At 55.0% G+C, this 17623-nt stretch carries 16 protein-coding genes; 10 read left to right on the top strand and 6 right to left on the bottom strand.

Translation table 11 applies throughout. The features are described 5' to 3' along the window. Nucleotides 1–25 precede the first annotated feature (25 nt). Nucleotides 26–805: a lysophospholipid acyltransferase family protein gene (locus PMI23_RS16705; protein WP_007911870.1), complete on the top strand. Its 780-nt coding sequence runs from the start codon at nucleotides 26–28 to the stop codon at nucleotides 803–805. 168 nt (nucleotides 806–973) lie between these two features. Here PMI23_RS16705 and PMI23_RS16700 read toward each other — a convergent pair whose 3' ends face one another. Next, the gene (locus PMI23_RS16700) at nucleotides 974–2506 is read right to left on the bottom strand and encodes a sensor histidine kinase (protein ID WP_042704970.1); all 1533 of its coding nucleotides are present in this window, start codon (nucleotides 2504–2506) and stop codon (nucleotides 974–976) included. 169 nt (nucleotides 2507–2675) lie between these two features. Between PMI23_RS16700 and PMI23_RS16695 the strand changes: the two genes are divergently transcribed. Next, on the top strand, nucleotides 2676–3392 hold the full coding sequence (locus PMI23_RS16695; protein WP_007911873.1) for a response regulator transcription factor: 717 nt from the start codon (nucleotides 2676–2678) through the stop codon (nucleotides 3390–3392). Between the two features lie 73 nt (nucleotides 3393–3465). On the opposite strand, the gene PMI23_RS16690 is transcribed toward PMI23_RS16695, so the two are convergent. Next, nucleotides 3466–4464 carry a LysR family transcriptional regulator ArgP gene (locus PMI23_RS16690; protein WP_007911875.1) on the bottom strand — a complete coding sequence of 333 codons (999 nt, stop codon included), beginning with the start codon at nucleotides 4462–4464 and terminating at the stop codon, nucleotides 3466–3468. 317 nt (nucleotides 4465–4781) lie between these two features. Here PMI23_RS16690 and PMI23_RS16685 point away from each other — a divergent pair, with 317 nt between their 5' ends. The 7 genes from PMI23_RS16685 to PMI23_RS16655 all read left to right on the top strand — a co-directional run bounded on the left by PMI23_RS16685 (nucleotide 4782) and on the right by PMI23_RS16655 (nucleotide 10570). Further along, the gene (locus tag PMI23_RS16685) at nucleotides 4782–5699 is read left to right on the top strand and encodes a fatty acid desaturase family protein (RefSeq protein WP_007911876.1); all 918 of its coding nucleotides are present in this window, start codon (nucleotides 4782–4784) and stop codon (nucleotides 5697–5699) included. Nucleotides 5700–5801: 102 nt separating this feature from the next. Beyond that, on the top strand, nucleotides 5802–6725 hold the full coding sequence (locus PMI23_RS16680) for an iron-containing redox enzyme family protein (protein ID WP_007911878.1): 924 nt from the start codon (nucleotides 5802–5804) through the stop codon (nucleotides 6723–6725). 16 nt (nucleotides 6726–6741) lie between these two features. Further along, nucleotides 6742–7464 (top strand): 2OG-Fe dioxygenase family protein, encoded by a 723-nt coding sequence (locus PMI23_RS16675; protein ID WP_007911880.1) that lies wholly within the window; start codon nucleotides 6742–6744, stop codon nucleotides 7462–7464. 45 nt (nucleotides 7465–7509) lie between these two features. Continuing rightward, the gene (locus PMI23_RS16670) at nucleotides 7510–7953 is read left to right on the top strand and encodes a GNAT family N-acetyltransferase (RefSeq protein ID WP_007949985.1); all 444 of its coding nucleotides are present in this window, start codon (nucleotides 7510–7512) and stop codon (nucleotides 7951–7953) included. A gap of 16 nt (nucleotides 7954–7969) precedes the next feature. Beyond that, nucleotides 7970–8824: a ThiF family adenylyltransferase gene (locus tag PMI23_RS16665; RefSeq protein WP_007949984.1), complete on the top strand. Its 855-nt coding sequence runs from the start codon at nucleotides 7970–7972 to the stop codon at nucleotides 8822–8824. A gap of 74 nt (nucleotides 8825–8898) precedes the next feature. Beyond that, nucleotides 8899–9834 carry an N-acetyl-gamma-glutamyl-phosphate reductase gene (gene argC / locus PMI23_RS16660; protein WP_007949983.1) on the top strand — a complete coding sequence of 312 codons (936 nt, stop codon included), beginning with the start codon at nucleotides 8899–8901 and terminating at the stop codon, nucleotides 9832–9834. 292 nt (nucleotides 9835–10126) lie between these two features. Then, nucleotides 10127–10570 carry a DUF3291 domain-containing protein gene (locus tag PMI23_RS16655; protein ID WP_007911884.1) on the top strand — a complete coding sequence of 148 codons (444 nt, stop codon included), beginning with the start codon at nucleotides 10127–10129 and terminating at the stop codon, nucleotides 10568–10570. A 126-nt stretch (nucleotides 10571–10696) separates the two neighbouring features. Here PMI23_RS16655 and gyrB read toward each other — a convergent pair whose 3' ends face one another. From gyrB to dnaA, 4 genes are read right to left on the bottom strand one after another with little or no spacing between them, the layout of a single operon-like run. Further along, nucleotides 10697–13114: a DNA topoisomerase (ATP-hydrolyzing) subunit B gene (gene gyrB, locus PMI23_RS16650; RefSeq protein WP_007911885.1), complete on the bottom strand. Its 2418-nt coding sequence runs from the start codon at nucleotides 13112–13114 to the stop codon at nucleotides 10697–10699. A gap of 5 nt (nucleotides 13115–13119) precedes the next feature. Continuing rightward, complete coding sequence (gene recF / locus PMI23_RS16645) at nucleotides 13120–14223, bottom strand: DNA replication/repair protein RecF (protein WP_007911886.1); 1104 nt, start codon at nucleotides 14221–14223, stop codon at nucleotides 13120–13122. Between the two features lie 14 nt (nucleotides 14224–14237). After that, a complete protein-coding gene (dnaN, locus tag PMI23_RS16640) occupies nucleotides 14238–15341 on the bottom strand; it encodes a DNA polymerase III subunit beta (protein WP_007911887.1) in 1104 nt (367 codons plus the stop codon). Nucleotides 15342–15380: 39 nt separating this feature from the next. After that, nucleotides 15381–16910, bottom strand: a complete 1530-nt coding sequence (gene dnaA, locus PMI23_RS16635) for a chromosomal replication initiator protein DnaA (RefSeq protein ID WP_007911888.1) — start codon at nucleotides 16908–16910, stop codon at nucleotides 15381–15383. A gap of 567 nt (nucleotides 16911–17477) precedes the next feature. On the opposite strand from dnaA, the gene rpmH reads away from it, so the two are divergent. Next, nucleotides 17478–17612: a 50S ribosomal protein L34 gene (rpmH, locus tag PMI23_RS29350; RefSeq protein WP_003213577.1), complete on the top strand. Its 135-nt coding sequence runs from the start codon at nucleotides 17478–17480 to the stop codon at nucleotides 17610–17612. The last annotated feature ends 11 nt before the right edge of the window (nucleotides 17613–17623 follow it).

Genomic DNA, 17623 nt, shown 5'->3' with positions numbered 1-17623 from the left:
TTGCCCCGTAACGGTAAACGTCACTATGTCGATACTGCGGGCCATCAGGATTTTTCTCTTTTACCTGCTGCTGGGCACCACCTCCCTGCTGTGGTGCAGCTTGAGTTTTTTTATCGCGCCGTTTCTGCCGTTCAAGGCGCGCTATCGTTTTATCAACGTGTACTGGTGCCGTTGCGCCTTGTGGTTGACCAAGGTGTTCCTCGGTATTCGTTACGAAATCAAAGGTGCGGAAAACGTGCCTGACCGGCCCTGCGTGATTCAGTCGAACCATCAGAGCACCTGGGAGACGTTCTTTCTCTCCGCCTATTTTTCGCCATTGAGCCAAGTGCTCAAACGCGAATTGCTTTACGTGCCGTTCTTCGGCTGGGCCATGGCCATGTTGCGGCCGATCGCGATTGATCGCGACAACCCGAAAGCTGCTTTGAAACAGGTCGCCGCCAAAGGTGATGAACTGCTCAAGGACAACGTTTGGGTGCTGATCTTCCCGGAAGGTACGCGTGTTCCTTACGGCACTGTCGGCAAATTCTCCCGCAGTGGTAGCGCTTTGGCGGTGAATGCGGCGCTTCCGGTCCTGCCGATTGCACACAATGCCGGCAAGTTCTGGCCGAAAATCGGTTGGGGCAAGAAGTCTGGCGTGATCACTGTAGTCATCGGCGAGCCGATGTACGCCGAAGGTACTGGCCCTCGCGCCATCGCCGAGCTGAACGACCGGGTGCAAGCCTGGAACGAGAAGACTCAGCGGGAAATGGGTTCGCTGCCACCCACCCCGCAGGCACCGGCGGCAAGCGATCAGATCGCTGTCTGAGATTTTGTGGATAACCTGTGTACGGTTTTGTTGAAAACGCTTGAATATTGAAATTAAGTGATTGATTTACTTATATATTTCTCAAGCTCATAAAACACCGTAAAAGGTGCATAAGTTTTTTTCGGAAGTAAAAAAACCGGCTGATATAGCCGGTTTTTTTGTGCCTGATCATTCGGGGATCAACGGTAACTCAAGCAGGAACGTGGTGCCTTGATCGACCATGCTGCGGCATTCGATTCTGCCGCCATGGTGATCGACCACCGCTTTGACCATCGACAGGCCGAGGCCCACGCCGTCGATGCCCTGGGCCGAGGAAAAGCGTCGGTACTGACTGAACAGATCAGGCAACTCTTGTTCGGCGATGCCTTTGCCTTGATCGGTCAGTTCGCAACATAGCCACTCTCCGTGGCAACTGACTCGTAGTTCAATCGTGGTGTCTGCCGGGCTGTACTTGATCGCGTTTTCCAGCAGGTTGAACAGCGCACGCGTCAGTAGTCCCTGGTCAGCCATGATCAGGCGCTCCTGGGATTGCTCATCCATGTCGTGCAGCAGTTCGATACGTTTCTGCTGGGCGATGGGCAAAGCCTGATCCAGCACGTCCAGCACCAACATCGCGAACAGGCTCGGCTGGAACTGATAGGCCTCGGACTCGGCCCGCGCCAGCAAGACGAAACCATCGGTCAGATCCAGCGCGCGACGCACCTGCCGCTCGATCTGGTCGAACAACGGCGAATCCACCTGGGCCTGATGGCGATGAACATCGAGCAGGGCGAGGATGGCCGAATGCGGGGCACGCAGATCATGGGAAAGAAAGCGCAGTAATACTCCACGTTGCTCCTCGGCAGCACGTTCGGCGCTGAGATCGGTAAGGCTCAGCAGCCAACCGATTGGCGTGTCTCCGTCCACCGGCAGCAGTGCGGCACGCTCCAGGCGCAGGCTGCGTTCCTTGTGATCGCGAAACTCCAACAACGGCATGGCCGACAGCGACGGGCGCGGCTCTGTGGACAACTCCGGATAACCGAGGCTGGCCAGTTGATCGAGGACGTCGTCCCCCACCAGATTGTGATCGAATAGCTGACGAGCCTTGCGATTGCCCAACAGGATCTGGCCTCTGGGATCGCTGATCAGTGTGGCGACGGGCAAGTACTCCAGACCGTCGGCAATAAAGCGACGGGTATCTCGGGTGCGACTCATGGCCTGTTCAAGCGCCATGATCTGGCCCTGCAAGCGATCAGTCCCGGTAAATTGCGTACGACGACGTTCGGGGAACACTTTCGGCTCGCTGTCCAGCCGCGCCAGCTCCCAGCCGAAATACGTCAGCACCACACTCAGACGCCGCCAGTTCCAGATCAAATAGCCGAACAACATACCCAGCACCGCCGGTGTCGGCGACCACCAGTGGCGCATTTCCGCTAGCCCGGCACTGATCAACAACACACACGCCATGCCGATCAGCGTTAGCCAAAGTGCCCATCGCGGTCGCCACAACAGCAACCCCAGCACACAAGCCACCAGCCCTACCGATAACAACGCTCCCGTAACAGGCGTTGCATCCTGCAGATTGACCTGCGCGCGATACGACAACAGCGCAGTCAGCGGCAACAGCACTAGACTTATCCACAACCACTCGCGCACCAGCTGTCGAAACAGTCGCTGCACTTGGCTCGGCTCTCGGCTTTCACGCCGACGATTGTTGTTCATAGGGAAACAGGGCAGGGCGATGTGAATGGTTTCATGGGCCACAGGTCTGAGACGTAGACCCGAAGAATCATAGCGGACGTCGACCAATGGCGGGCCGCTTACTTTCCCAGCAATGGCGGAGCGACTATGGTTGTCGGCCAACTGCCCAAGCATCAAGGAATCATCGCGTATGCGCGTTGCGATACTGGACGACGAACCCGCCGAACTGCGTCGGGTCGAGCAAACCCTGCAGCAAATGGCCGACGCTGGCGAGCAGCCGTGGTCGCTGCACAGCTTCGAGCGTGGTGAAGACCTGCTGCGACAGCTACGCCGGGAAACCTTCGACCTGCTGATCCTCGATTGGCAGTTACCCGATCTCACGGGTCTGGCCCTGCTGCGCTGGACCCGCGAGCACATGGAAGCGCCACCGGCAGCGATCATGCTGACCAGTCGCGATGGCGAAAGCGATATCGTCCAGGCCTTGAACGCAGGCGCCGATGATTACGTGAGTAAACCGTTCCGTCCCAATGAACTGAAAGCACGCGTGGCGGCGGTGTTGCGCCGGCACAGTCAACAGCGTCCAGCCGCTGCCGAAGTGCTGAGTTTCAATGACTTGGCGTTTGACGATGCGGAACTGACGGTCACCCGCGAGGGCAAGCCGATCGTCATGACCGAACGGGAATACCGTCTCGCGCGTTGCCTGTTCAGCAACCTCGGACGGCCATTGTCGCGGGACTACCTGTATGAACGGTTCTGGCCCCATGAGGAAATGGCTTCGTCGCGACCGTTGGACACGCATATCTATCGCCTGCGCAACAAGCTCGGACTGACGGCGGATCGTGGCTGGCAACTGCTGACAATTTATGGCTACGGCTATCGGTTGGAAAGTGTGGCGGCCGTCACCTGAACGGCTGAGCCGAAACTGTCAGGGGGCGCGTTATCCCCACCTGACAGTCCTGTTTCAGTTCAACACAACGTTCTTATACTTTGCTGCTCATCGTCAGACAGGAATGACTGTCGTGCTCAGTGGGCATCGGGAAGCGTGGCTGATGAATGGAAGCGATATGGCGAGGAATGTTTGCCAGGGAATCCAGCGGCACCAGCCATCGTTTTGATGATTGCGCGAGATGTTCGGTCAGCTTGCCCAACAACTCGCCACTATTGCGCCAATGGTGCCAGTACAACGGCACATCGGTTGGCTTGTCGGGTATCAACTCGACCAGCAAGCCACGCTGCAGATGATCGAGAATCTGCAACTCCGGAACCAGACCCCAACCCAATCCGGCCTCTGTCAGTCGTATAAATCCTTCTGATGACGGACAGAAATGGTGCTCGAAACTTCCGAGCACGCCCAAGGCTGCGAGATAACGGTGCTGCAGAAAATCGTCGGGGCCAAACACCAGCGCCGGCGTGCGGGCAATCAACTGGGCATTGATACCGTTCGGAAAATGTCGGGCGATAAACTCCGGACTCGCCACTGCGCGGTAGCGCATGGCACCGAGCAACAGACTGCGCGCCCCCGCCATTGGCCGTTCAGTGGCACACACACAGGCCGCCACCTCACCAGCACGCATACGCCTGAGACTGACCGCTTGATCCTCGACGACCAGATCCAGCAACAAATTCTGCTCGGCGCAAAAATCGCCCACTGATCGCGCCCACCATGTCGCCAGGCTGTCAGCGTTCAGGGCGACACGCAGGCGTTCCGGGGACCCGTCTTCATCCAGAGAAGGCACATGACTCTGAAGATCACGCTCAAGTAACCGCACCTGCTGAACATGATAAAGCAGCCGCCGCCCTATCTCGGTTGGCACCGGTGGCGTCACGCGCACTAACACCGGACGGCCGACCCTGGCCTCCAATAGCTTGATTCGCTGTGACACTGCGGGTTGGGACAGACCAAGAACCTGGGCTGCTCGTTCGAAGCCTCCCTGTTCAATGACCGCAGAGAGAGCAGAAAGCAATTTGTAATCAAACATCCGTTTTCCTTATGGGTGATCAACAATATCTTTTTTACTTCGAAGCGGAATCTATTGAGAATCGATACTGCAGGCACAACCGTTAGATCCCTCACAGTTGTACTGCGCGCGATTGCTTGGCGTTATTGCCATTCATCAAACTTGATGTATTTCAGAAGCACCCGAGCTGAACAATTAAACATTCAAACCGGAGGTATTAGTTAACACCAGAGCCTGTAAAAGGTACACATAATGGAATGATTAAAAATCAACTCGATAGCTTGCCTAACGATTAGAAAATATCAGCGAAATTCTTGTTCAGTTCGACGGAGTGAGTTGTGCAGAGAACTACATTTACTAATGCCAATCGATTGGCATTGACCGATATTCAGAGCAGGTCCAGCGATGTAACGTTTGCACTGAAATTTGCAATCTACTTAGCGCTGATTGTAACCGGTGGTTGTCTGGCACTGAGTGGTCATCCATGGGAAATCGCCATAGGCGTCATTCTTCTTGGATCAATGTTCGCCCATGGCGTGGAACTTCAACATCAAGTCCTGCACTCACAGGGATTCCGGAATAAAAAGCTTAACGAGCTGTTCGGCATACTGCTCGGTCTGCCAATGTTGGTTTCATTTGCTGATTACAAAGCCAGCCATATGCACCACCATCGTTACCTGGGCACTCCGGAAAATCGGGAGTTCTTTGATTACGGTGATCAATATGGTGAGTTATCCCTTCGTTCCATCAGCGCGCTATTAACCAGACTTTTGATGGTTTCGCACTACCCACGTTTTTTCAAAAATGTGTTCATTGCGTTTAGCTCGCAGTACCAAAACGTTTCCAGCAACGTTTCCAAACGGATCAAGCGAGATCATCTTTCGATGGTATTGATGATTGCGTTATTGGGTTTGGTCTCCTTTCAGTTCGGTTATGAAATCATCGTCTATCTGTGGATTATTCCGCTCATGTTTGTCGCGGCTCCGGTACACGCCCTGATTGAGATGCCAGAGCATTTCCGTTGCGCAACGGATTCGACAGACCCCTACGAAAACACCAGAACCATCAAAAGCAACGCATTCATGAACTGGTTCACCAACGGCAATAACTACCACGTTGAGCATCATCTGATGCCCGGATTGCCTATTGACCGTCTGCACGACCTGCACGAAAAAATTCATGAAAACTGCCGTTACCTGGAAGTCTCCTATAAAAGTTTTTACTTGGGACTGCTCCGCTCAATGCGCAAAAGCTGACCCGCGCAGCGCCTGTTGCAAGACTGAACGCTAACTCCGACGGGGCGTGGCACGTGCTCGCGTCTGGCGACTGCTCGCCCCTGGTAAAGCAAAGGAACTGAAATGACTCTACAAGATCGTTCCACGGATCAGACGACCACGCCGCCGTCGACCATAAACTCGCTATCGGAACAGACCGCGCTCAACTCGTTTTATCTTCGTGAACTGGCCGAACCAAGCGCTTATAAAATGGCGCCGATTCACCACGAATATACGCGCACCCATAGACTGGAAGATGAATGGAACGCCTACGAAGAAAGTCGTCTCGATAAAACCCGGTTGCCAAAGAACGCTGCCGAATTTTTGAAGTGGTACACCCGCCTGCATTCGACTCATCGCGATGAGGTTTCAGCGTTTTTCACTTGGCTGGCTGAAGAGTCGACGCTTGAAGAACTGAGCTTTTACATCGCCATGGAAGAGCAGGTCGACGGTCGCTTCGATGACGTCATCGCCCTGGCACAATTGGGCATGACAGGCGATATGAAGTTGGCGCTTGCGGAAAACTACTGGGACGAAATGGGCCTGGGTACGCTATCCGAAATGCATACCGTGCTGTTCCGTAAATCCGCAGCAACACTGCACGAACTCATCGGCCCCCAGGCCCGCGTTCAACAAGCGCCGGCGGAGGCCCTGAAGAACGGCAATCTGCTGCTGATGTACGCATTACGGCGCCAGTATCACCCTCGTCTACTGGGCGCACTGGCGATTCTTGAACACACTGCGCCCTACCGGTTCTCCCGAACAGTCAAGGCCATGCGTCGTCTGCACATGCCCGAAGACGTCATCTATTACCACGACATGCATATAAAGATTGATGCCAATCACGGCAAGCAACTTCTCTATCGCGTGCTGATGCCATTGGCGAAGTCATGCCCTGAAGCCATTGAAGAAATGTGTATCGGCTGCCTGATCCGATACAACGTAGCCGTCGACTATTACAAAAGCATCGAACTGGCTATGAAAAACAACAAAACGCTGTTGACGTGATACTTAGAGAACTCTTATGAAAAGCAATCTTGCCAATACTGAGCCACAGACTGTCTGGGCACTCAACAACAGCCGATTTGTTGCAGGGCACTCCGCTGAACTGCTGGGTGTGGATTTTTCCGAGATGCCCGAGTGGGCGCAATTTCAGGGTTATTGGGAAAACCTCGAACTTGATCGTTACATGAACGATGGAGGCATGTACCGCTATCGCCGTTTCGGTAAATTCAAGTGGTATGCGAACGGCAATCGCCTGGAGCAGCAGCCCCATGTACCGTATTCCCAACCGGAGTATTTCAATCCGCTGAACGGTGGCATCGACCGGCACTTCGCCCCCGTCACTGCGGAGATGGCCGACAATGAAGTGCTGAAGAAGCTTCTACTGAAACTCGCCAACACCTTCAGTGAAATCGAAGATGTCCAAGGCTGGAAGATCAACACCTATTTCAATCGTATCCTCGCCACTCCAGACATGACGGGATTGCCGGTACCCGAAGGCAAACATCGGGATGGGGTGAAATTCAGTTGCCTGTTCATGGCCGACAGAAGTGGTGTAGTCGGAGGCGAAACAACCCTGGTCGATATCATGCACCAGCAGCCTATTTATGTGGGCACGCTGGAGAAGCCTTGTCAGGCACTGTTGTTCAGGGATGACACGGTTTTTCACGATACGACAGCCATTCAGATCTGTAATGGAGCTGACAGCGGTTATCGCGATCTGCTGGTTATCGAGTTCCACTGACCGTTCTCGTCCAGTCTTATTAACGTGTCTGGGTGAGGGGGTTGCATGCACAAGGCTGAACGTATGGAGACGGCAGTGACGATCAGGGTTATGCAGAATTATGAATTGCCCATGACGCTGGCGTTGCTGTCGACTTTTTATCCGGATTTGAATAAAGACCTGCTGTTAGAACGATTGGAAACTGTCGCCAAGTTGAATTGGCAGTGTGTCGGGGTATTCGCAGGAACCGAGTTGGTGGGCCTGACCGGCTATTGGCTGAATACCCGGATTTACTGCGGCAAATATTTATATATCGATCATTTCATCATCAAGCCGGGAAACCGATCTCGTGGAGTGGGGGCACAACTGCTCAGCTACGTAAGAGCCTTGGCCGATCATTACCAGTGTGAACAGGTCTGCCTTGATACATTCGTTAGCAATTCGATGGCGCAGTCTTTCTGGACCCGACACGGTTTCTCAATCGTTGGTTTTCACTACGTCGCCAAATAAATACAAGGAGCGTTATATGCAAAATGAATATTCCCGCGAAGTCATTTACAGTCGAATGATCGGCTTGATCAGCCAGGAAGAACTGGCACTGTTAGCCAGCAAGACAATTGCAGTTCCAGGATGCGGCGGTGTCGGATATACCCACGCGGAGACACTGGTACGCATGGGCGTTGGCGGAATCAAAATTGCTGATTTCGACACCTTCGGACCAGAGAACTTCAACCGCCAATTTGGCGCAACGACTCATACAGTCGGACTGAAGAAGGCCGATGTCCTGCGTGAGCGTCTGTTGTCGATCAATCCGGCCTTGCGCATTGAACAGTACAACGGGGTGAGCGCTGAAACAGTCGATGACTTTTTGACCGGTGTGGACATGTTATGCGACGCCATGGACTACTTCGTGATTGAGCCGCGAATTCAGATGTACCAAAAGGCGCGGGAACTGGGTATCCCGGCGGTCGTTTCCTGCCCTATAGGCTTTGGCGGAACGTTGCATCACTTCCATCCGGATTCGATGTCATTCGAAGAATATTTTGCGTTGACGCCCGATATGACTGAGACGGAGAAACTGATCAATTTCGGTATGGGCCTCGACCCGCTGCATTTGCACCGTGCCTATCTGGAAGATCCGAAGCTTGATTTCGAGGAACGTAAAGTTGCCTCTCTAAGCTCTGCCTGTTTATTAGCTACAACCCTGACCTCGACGTTTACCCTGGCCAAGTTGTTGAATCGGGAAATGTTCTTTAAACCAGTACCTTATGTATATCAAATTGACTTCATGGCGGGAAAGTTCGAAGAGACATTGGTCAGTGACGGGGTAGCAGGACTAAAAAACAGTATTTCAAATAAACCTGAAAAACTGTTTGCATAAAAACGTCACCCTGCGCAGCACAGTAAAGGTGTGATAAAGTTTCAAAACACTCATTATCGTGAATTTTCGTGAACATGAAGCCACTTATTTTTATCGACGGGGAAGCCGGTACGACTGGACTTCAGATACATTCGCGTCTGAACGGTCGCACGGATATTGAGCTTTTGCAGTTGCCCTATGCCGATCGCAAGGACCCGGTAAAAAGGGCTGAAGCACTTAACACCTGTGATGTCGCGATTCTCTGCCTGCCGGACGATGCCGCTGTTGAGGCGGTGTCGTTCATCGAGAATCCAAAGGTACGTGTACTTGATCCCAGCTCTGCCCATCGCACCACACCAGGTTGGGTGTATGGTCTGCCGGAACTGACTGCAGGTCAGGCTGACATCATCACGACAGCCAAGCGTGTATCCAATCCTGGCTGCTACCCGACAGGCGCCATCGCGCTGTTGCGTCCGCTGACGGAAGCCGGTGTGGTACCCAAGGACTACCCGGTGAATGTGCATGCCATTTCCGGGTATTCCGGTTCGGGCAAATCACTGATCGACGCCTATGAAATCCCGGATCATCCGCAACACACGGACGCTCCATACCGCGGTTATGGCTTGAGCCTTAACCACAAGCACGTCCCGGAGATGATGTCTGAGGCATTGCTGGATCATCGGCCGATCTTCACGCCTGGCTATGGCAAGTACCGCCAAGGCATCGTCTTGTACGTGCCGCTGCATTTGCGCTTGTTGCCCGCTGGCGCCTCGGTGCAACAGATCCACGCCTGCCTCAGCAACCATTACGCCAAATCCGAGTTCATCAAGGTGGTTCCGCTGGATCAGGTCAAGACCGTTACGCAACTGGACCCTGAATACCTGAATGACACCAATCGCCTGGACATCTATGTCTTCTCGGATGAGAAGTCAGGCCAGGTATTGCTTGCCGCGGTGTACGACAACCTCGGCAAGGGCGCATCAGGCGCCGCAGTACAGAACCTCAATTTGATGTTGAACGGTCAGGCCTGATTGCAAGCGAATCTCCCTGTCACCTGGCAAGCTCAATGGTGGCAGGGCAGATTCAAGCATTCACAGCTTACAGATGAGATGACATATTCATGCCTCCTCGCCGTTTAAAAAAATCATAGTTCACGGCATGTAACTTTAATAAAGCGCGTACTGACTTCTCGATAATTAATAGCCGTCTGATTACTGCAAAGTAACCTGGATGTTGGCGCTCGCCTGCAAACCCGCTCATAACTTCACTAGTAATTACACAACTTTTTAACAGCCTCTAGCCTTATTAAAGGATTAACAGTCAATGGCTATTCTCGCGCAGTTTGATCTGGTCAAACCAAAACATTTAAAATCTGATCCGCGCATGGACGGTTTTTATTCTTCTACCGCCTACGTAAATGGTTTAGCCGACGCGCATCCTGGCTTTATATGGCGGGAAGTTCAGGACAATCAACAGCTTCTCGATGAACTATGGGGAGAAGGGTATCTTTATACACTTTCGCTGTGGAAGAGCCCGGCGGCCTTGAAAGATTTCTTGTATAAAACACCGCACAACGACTTTCGTTTGAGAGGTGCGGAGTGGTTCCTGCCTATCAGCAAACCACGGGTTGTGATGTGGTGGGTGGATGAAGGTCATATTCCGACATTGTACGAAGCCCACCAGCGCTTGCAGTTGCTTTGGGAAATTGGACCTTCGCGCGAAGCGTTTGATTTGAAATCGAGTGAGTCTGCGATGGTTCTGAGTTGAACATTGCCTCGGCCCGCTGTAATGAATTCAGGGACCAGCGGTTTATTACTAAGAACACCCATAAAAAAGGCCCGCTGATGCGGGCCTTTTTTGTTTCGGCAACACACACCGAATTGCTTGCGCGGATCAGAAGTCCAGGTTGGACACGGCCAGCGCGTTACTCTCGATGAAGTCACGGCGAGGTTCGACCGCATCACCCATCAGGGTGTTGAAGATCTGGTCTGCGCCAATGGCGTCTTCGATGGTGACTTTCAGCATGCGGCGCACGCTTGGGTCCATGGTGGTTTCCCACAGCTGATCCGGGTTCATTTCGCCCAGACCTTTGTATCGCTGAATGGTGTGGCGCTTGGTGCTTTCAGCCATCAGCCAGTCCAAGGCTTCCTTGAACTCGGTGACCGCTTTCTTGCGTTCGCCACGCTGGATATACGCGCCTTCGTCGAGCAGGGTGCTCAGTTGAGCGCCGAGGGTGACGACGGTTTTGTAGTCGTTGCTGCCGAAGAAGTCGCGGTTGAAGGTGACGTAGTTCGACAGGCCGTGGGAGATCAGTTCGACCTCTGGCAGCCACACGCCACGTTCACGATCTTCACGCAGGCTGGCCTTGTAGACCAGACCGGATTTTTCCACGGTGCGCAGACGCGCTTCGTATTGGGCCAGCCACTCTTGCATCGCTGCGTGGTCGCCGAGCTTTTCCAGACTTACGGCCGGCAGGTAGATGAAGTGCTCGGTCAGCTCCTGCGGGTACAGGCGCGACAGACGCTTGAGAGTCTTCATCACCATGCGGAAGTCGTTAACCAGACGTTCCAGCGCTTCACCGGAAATGCCCGGGGCTTCTTCGTTCAGGTGCAGGCTCGCATCTTCCAGGGCCGACTGCGTCATGTACTCTTCCATGGCGTCGTCGTCTTTGATGTATTGCTCTTGCTTGCCTTTCTTGACCTTGTACAGCGGCGGCTGGGCGATGTAGATGTAGCCGCGCTCGATCAGCTCCGGCAACTGACGGAAGAAGAAGGTCAGCAGCAGGGTACGGATGTGCGAACCGTCGACGTCAGCATCGGTCATGATGATGATGTTGTGATAACGCAGCTTGTCGATATTGTATTCGTCGCGACCGATACCGCAGCCCAGTGCGGTGATCAAGGTGCCCACTTCCTGGGAAGAGATCATCTTGTCGAAACGCGCTTTCTCGACGTTGAGGATCTTACCCTTCAACGGCAGGATCGCCTGAGTCTTGCGGTTACGTCCCTGCTTGGCAGAGCCGCCCGCGGAGTCACCTTCCACCAGGTACAGTTCGGACAGCGCCGGGTCTTTTTCCTGGCAGTCAGCGAGCTTGCCTGGCAGACCGGCGATGTCCAGCGCGCCTTTGCGGCGGGTCATCTCACGGGCCTTGCGCGCGGCTTCACGGGCACGAGCGGCGTCGATCATCTTGCCGACGACCAGTTTCGCTTCGTTCGGGTTTTCCAGGAGGAAGTCGGAGAAGTACTTGCCCATTTCCTGTTCGACCGCGGTCTTCACTTCGGAAGAGACCAGCTTGTCTTTGGTCTGCGAGCTGAACTTCGGATCCGGCACTTTCACCGAGATGATCGCAGTCAGGCCTTCACGGGCATCGTCACCGGTGGTGGCGACTTTGTGCTTCTTCGCCAGACCTTCCTGCTCAATGTAGTTGTTCAGGTTACGCGTCAGTGCCGAACGGAAGCCCACCAGGTGGGTACCGCCGTCGCGCTGCGGAATGTTGTTGGTGAAGCACAACAGGTTCTCGTTGAAGCTGTCGTTCCACTGCAGGGCGATTTCCACGCCGATGCCGTCTTCACGCTGGATGTTGAAGTGGAACACCTGGTTGACCGCAGTCTTGTTGGTGTTCAGGTATTCAACGAACGCACGCAGGCCGCCTTCGTACTTGAACAGCTCTTCCTTGCCGCTGCGCTCATCCTTGAGGACGATGCCGACACCGGAGTTGAGGAAGGACAGTTCACGAATGCGCTTGGCCAGGATGTCCCAGCTGAAGTGAATGTTCTTGAAGGTTTCGCTGGAAGCCTTGAAGTGGATCTGGGTGCCGGTGGTTTCGCTGTCGCCAACGATGGCCATCGGTGCCTGAGGTACGCCGTGGACGTAGGTCTGTTCCCAGATCTTGCCGCTGCGGCGAACAGTCAGAACCAGCTCTTCGGACAGTGCGTTCACTACCGACACACCTACACCGTGCAGACCGCCGGATACCTTGTAGGAGTTGTCGTCGAACTTACCGCCAGCGTGGAGGACGGTCATGATGACCTCGGCCGCGGAAACGCCTTCCTCTTTGTGCACGTCTACCGGGATGCCACGGCCGTTGTCTTTAACGGTGATGGACTCATCCGGGTGGATGATGATGCTGATGTCGTCGCAGTGGCCGGCGAGGGCTTCGTCGATCGAGTTGTCGACCACCTCGAACACCATGTGGTGCAGACCGCTGCCATCGTCGGTGTCACCAATGTACATACCGGGACGTTTGCGTACGGCATCCAGGCCTTTCAGCACTTTAATGCTCGTTGAGTCGTACGTATTTTCTTCGCTCAATGCCTTCACTCCCGATGGTCGTGGGTCTGGGTGATACGGCCCTGTTCCACGTGGAACAGAGCGACTGGCGTTTCCGTCTGCCAGCCTTCCCTCAATAATTCGTGATCTACACAGGTAATGAACACCTGGCAGCGTAAGTCTTCCAGCAAGCGGCACAGCGCGCGACGGTGGCTCTCGTCCAGCTCGGACGGCAAGTCATCCACCAGATAAATACACTGACCGCGGCGGGCCTGGCTGACCAGATGCCCTTGGGCAATCCGCAGTGCACAGACCACCAACTTCTGCTGACCCCGGGACAAAATGTCCGCGGCGTTGTGTGCACCCAATCTAAGACGCAAATCAGCCCGTTGCGGTCCGGCCTGGGTATGACCCATTTGCTGATCCCGTTGCAGGGATCCGGCCAGTACGGCACTCAATTCCCGGTCTTTGTCCCAGCCTCGGTAATAGCTGAGCGTCAAACCTTCGAGCTCAACCAGTTCGCTCAAGGTTTGTTCAAAGACTGGTTTCAAGGCTTTGATGTAAGCGCGGCGGTATTCATCGATTTCAGCGCTGGCCTGGCACAGTTCCCTGTCCCAAACCGCTTGCGAAACGGCGTCAAGTGTACCATGCCGCAGCCAGGAGTTTCTCTGGCGCAAGGCCTTCTGCAAACGCTGCCAGGTGGCCATGAACCGCGGCTCGACGTGGAACACACCCCAATCGAGAAACTGCCGGCGAATCTTCGGCGCGCCTTCAAGCAGACGGAAGCTGTCGGGGTTGATCAACTGCAGCGGCAGGATCTCTGCCAGTTGCGCTGCGCTGCGGGCGTTCTGGCCGTCGATGCGTATCTGGAATTCGCCCTGACGGTCGCGCGAGATACCCAAAGCGCTATGCCCACCCTCGGCCAGTTCGACCTGACCGAACACGGTACAGGCGAGCTGCTCGTACTGGATGACCGGCAAAAGCCGCGTGCTACGAAACGAACGGGCAAGCCCCAGCAGATGAATGGCTTCCAGAACACTGGTTTTGCCGCTGCCGTTGGCGCCGTAAAGAATGTTGATGCGGGGGGAGGGGGAGAAGGTCACCGGGTGCAGATTGCGCACCGCGGTGACCGAAACACGACTTAAGGACATCCAGAGTCAGCTGATTACAGACGCATCGGCATGACAACGTAAGCCGAATCGTCGTTGTCCGACTCTTGCACCAGCGCACTGCTGTTGGAGTCGGACAGGATCAGGCGAACCTGCTCGGTGGTCATCACGCCCAGCACGTCGAGCAAGTAGCTCACGTTGAAGCCGATTTCCAGGGAGCCGCCGTTGTATTCAACGCCCACTTCTTCTTCCGCTTCTTCCTGCTCCGGGTTGTTGGCCTGGATCTTTAACTGACCGCTGGCCAGCTGCAGACGGATACCACGGTACTTCTCGTTGGACAGAATCGCGGTACGGCTGAACGCTTCGCGCAGCGCCTGACGATCGCCCAATACCAGCTTGTCGCCGCCCTTAGGCAGCACGCGCTCGTAGTCCGGGAATTTGCCGTCGACCAGTTTCGAGGTGAAGGTGAATTCGCCGGTGGTCGCGCGGATGTGGTGCTGACCCAGCACGATGCTGACATTGCCGTCCGGCTCGGTGAGCAGACGCGCCAGTTCGAGGATACCTTTGCGCGGCACGATCACCTGGTGACGATCCGGCTGGCCGATATCGGCTTTCATCGAGCACATGGCCAGACGGTGACCGTCGGTGGCCACAGCGCGGATGATGCCCTCGGACACTTCCAGCAACATGCCGTTTAGGTAGTAACGCACGTCCTGCTGAGCCATGGCGAAGCTGGTGCGTTCGATCAGGCGACGCAGTTTGCTTTGCTCGAGGCTGCAGGTCAGCGAACCCGGGCCTTCTTCAACGGTCGGGAAATCGTTGGCCGGCAAGGTCGACAGGGTGAAACGGCTACGGCCGGCTTTTACCACCAGCTTCTGCTCGTCGACCTTGATGTCGATCAGCGCGTCGTTGGGCAGGCTTTTGCAGATATCCATCAGCTTGCGCGCAGGCACGGTGATGGAACCTGTTTCTGCCGGCTCCTCGAGTTGCACACGACCGACCAGTTCGACCTCAAGATCGGTACCGGTCAGCGACAGTTGCTGGCCTTCGACTACCAACAGCACGTTGGACAGTACCGGCAAGGTCTGTCGACGCTCGACGACGCCTGCGACCAGTTGCAGGGGTTTCAACAGGGCTTCGCGTTGAATGGTGAAATGCATGGTCTAGTCCCTTGCCTTAATAAGCTGCGCTGGTGTTCATCAAGTGGTCAGTGTACGCAGCAGGTTCTTGTAGTCCTCGCGGATGTCCGCGTCGGATTCCTTAAGTTCGTTGATCTTGCGGCAGGCGTGCAACACGGTGGTGTGGTCACGGCCGCCAAACACATCGCCGATTTCCGGCAGGCTGTGGTTGGTCAGCTCCTTGGACAACGCCATGGCTACCTGACGCGGACGCGCTACCGAGCGCGAACGGCGCTTGGACAGCAGGTCCGAGATCTTGATCTTGTAGTACTCGGCGACGGTGCGCTGAATGTTATCCACAGAGACCAGTTTGTCCTGCAACGCCAACAGGTCTTTCAGGGATTCGCGAATCAGCTCGATAGTGATGTCGCGGCCCATGAAGTGCGAGTGGGCGATCACGCGTTTCAACGCGCCTTCCAGCTCACGGACGTTGGAGCGAATACGCTGGGCAATGAAGAACGCGGCGTCGTGCGGCAAGTCGACTTTGGCCTGGTCGGCCTTCTTCATCAAGATCGCCACGCGCGTTTCCAGTTCCGGCGGCTCGACGGCAACCGTCAGGCCCCAGCCGAAGCGGGATTTGAGGCGTTCTTCAAGGCCTTCGATTTCTTTCGGGTAGCGGTCACTGGTGAGAATGACCTGCTGGCCACCTTCAAGCAGGGCGTTGAAAGTGTGGAAAAACTCTTCCTGCGAACGCTCCTTGCGAGCAAAGAACTGAATGTCGTCGATCAGCAAGGCATCCACCGAACGGTAGAAACGCTTGAACTCGTTGATCGCGTTCAGTTGCAGCGCCTTGACCATGTCGGCGACGAAACGCTCGGAATGCAGGTACACGACCTTGGCATTCGGGTTCTTCTTTAACAGGTGGTTACCCACCGCGTGCATCAAGTGGGTTTTACCCAGGCCGACGCCACCATAAAGGAACAGTGGGTTGTAGCCGTGCTTGGGGTTGTCCGCCACTTGCCAGGCCGCCGCGCGGGCGAGCTGGTTGGATTTACCTTCGACGAAGTTTTCGAAGGTGAAGGTGCGGTTCAGGTAACTGGTGTGCTTGAGCGCGCCTTCGACCTGCACGGTACGCTGTTCGGCGCGGACCGGGGCTTGCTGGGAAGCGGCACCGGACATCGGGTCGAAACTGTCGCGAGACGGTTCATCGCTGACTTCGGGGCTTTTCTGCGTCGAGCGCTTGGCTGCCGGCGCTGACGTCTGGGTGGGTGCCGGCGTACTCACAGGCGTGGCATTTGCCTGGGCCTGCTGGGAAACCTGCGCGGCTGCAAGCGGCGCGTTCGGTGCGGCACGCGGAGCGGAACTGCGTTTGCTGCCTATTAATAAGGAGAGCGCTGGCGCCATGCCGTTGCCATGCTCATCCAGCAGCTCAAGGACACGACCCAGGTACTTTTCGTTGACCCAGTCCAGCACAAAACGGTTCGGTGCGTAGACGCGCAACTCGTCGCCTTCGGCTTCGACCTGTAGTGGACGGATCCAGGTGTTGAATTGTTGGGCAGGCAGCTCCTCGCGCAAAAGCTCCACGCACTGCTGCCAAAGTTCCACTGACACGGATATCCCCTAAGTTGAAAGCCGGTGAGGCAAAAACAAGCGGCCATTGTAGCGGCGAGCCGTCCACTTATCCACATGCAGGTTGCCCGGTGACCATGATTTATCAACGCGTTAACCGCTAAAAAAACGACCAACGGTGTGTGAATAAGCTCTGTGGATAACCGCCACTAAGGGCACTGGACAACTGGGGGTTGAACTCGGTGGATAACCTGCCTGTGGATAACATGCTATTCCACACACAGGTTATCCGACAGTGCAGCACAGGCTGAACACGGTTTTCCACTGTAGTTGTCATTCTCTGTACATCACGTCAAACAAGGGCTAATGCCACTTATCCACAGAAGACGGTGTGCCTAGCTTTTATAAGCTTTACAGAAAAGCTTTAAATAATTCCCTTCTTTATTTTTATGTATGGCGAGCAGGTGATCGGGCAAAGAACACCTCGAGATCTATTTATAAGGAAACGTTGGTTGGAAATTGACCTGAAGGCTTGCTTTCTCTAGAATCCCCGGTCTCTTAAAACGGGGGCCATTCCGGCCCGTTGTGGACGAACCAGGTAACACGACAATGAAACGTACTTTCCAACCAAGCACTATCAAACGCGCTCGTACCCACGGTTTCCGTGCTCGCATGGCTACCAAGAACGGCCGCGCAGTCCTGTCGCGTCGTCGCGCCAAAGGTCGTGCGCGTCTGGCAGTTTGATAATCCGGTAC

This window comes from Pseudomonas sp. GM24 (assembly GCF_000282235.1).
Classification (GTDB): Bacteria; Pseudomonadota; Gammaproteobacteria; order Pseudomonadales; family Pseudomonadaceae; genus Aquipseudomonas.
The sequence above is the reverse complement of the archived record's forward strand: the minus strand, read 5'-3'. Positions and strand labels throughout refer to the sequence as shown.

Bases quoted from the DNA above. Each gene is read 5' to 3' on its own strand.
- PMI23_RS16705 (WP_007911870.1), top strand. From the start codon at position 26: ATGTCGATACTGCGGGCCATCAGGATTTTTCTCTTTTACCTGCTGCTG.
- PMI23_RS16700 (WP_042704970.1), bottom strand. From the start codon at position 2,506: ATGAACAACAATCGTCGGCGTGAAAGCCGAGAGCCGAGCCAAGTGCAG.
- PMI23_RS16695 (WP_007911873.1), top strand. From the start codon at position 2,676: ATGCGCGTTGCGATACTGGACGACGAACCCGCCGAACTGCGTCGGGTC.
- PMI23_RS16690 (WP_007911875.1), bottom strand. From the start codon at position 4,464: ATGTTTGATTACAAATTGCTTTCTGCTCTCTCTGCGGTCATTGAACAG.
- PMI23_RS16680 (WP_007911878.1), top strand. From the start codon at position 5,802: ATGACTCTACAAGATCGTTCCACGGATCAGACGACCACGCCGCCGTCG.
- PMI23_RS16675 (WP_007911880.1), top strand. From the start codon at position 6,742: ATGAAAAGCAATCTTGCCAATACTGAGCCACAGACTGTCTGGGCACTC.
- PMI23_RS16670 (WP_007949985.1), top strand. From the start codon at position 7,510: ATGCACAAGGCTGAACGTATGGAGACGGCAGTGACGATCAGGGTTATG.
- PMI23_RS16665 (WP_007949984.1), top strand. From the start codon at position 7,970: ATGCAAAATGAATATTCCCGCGAAGTCATTTACAGTCGAATGATCGGC.
- argC (WP_007949983.1), top strand. From the start codon at position 8,899: ATGAAGCCACTTATTTTTATCGACGGGGAAGCCGGTACGACTGGACTT.
- PMI23_RS16655 (WP_007911884.1), top strand. From the start codon at position 10,127: ATGGCTATTCTCGCGCAGTTTGATCTGGTCAAACCAAAACATTTAAAA.
- recF (WP_007911886.1), bottom strand. From the start codon at position 14,223: ATGTCCTTAAGTCGTGTTTCGGTCACCGCGGTGCGCAATCTGCACCCG.
- dnaN (WP_007911887.1), bottom strand. From the start codon at position 15,341: ATGCATTTCACCATTCAACGCGAAGCCCTGTTGAAACCCCTGCAACTG.
- rpmH (WP_003213577.1), top strand. From the start codon at position 17,478: ATGAAACGTACTTTCCAACCAAGCACTATCAAACGCGCTCGTACCCAC.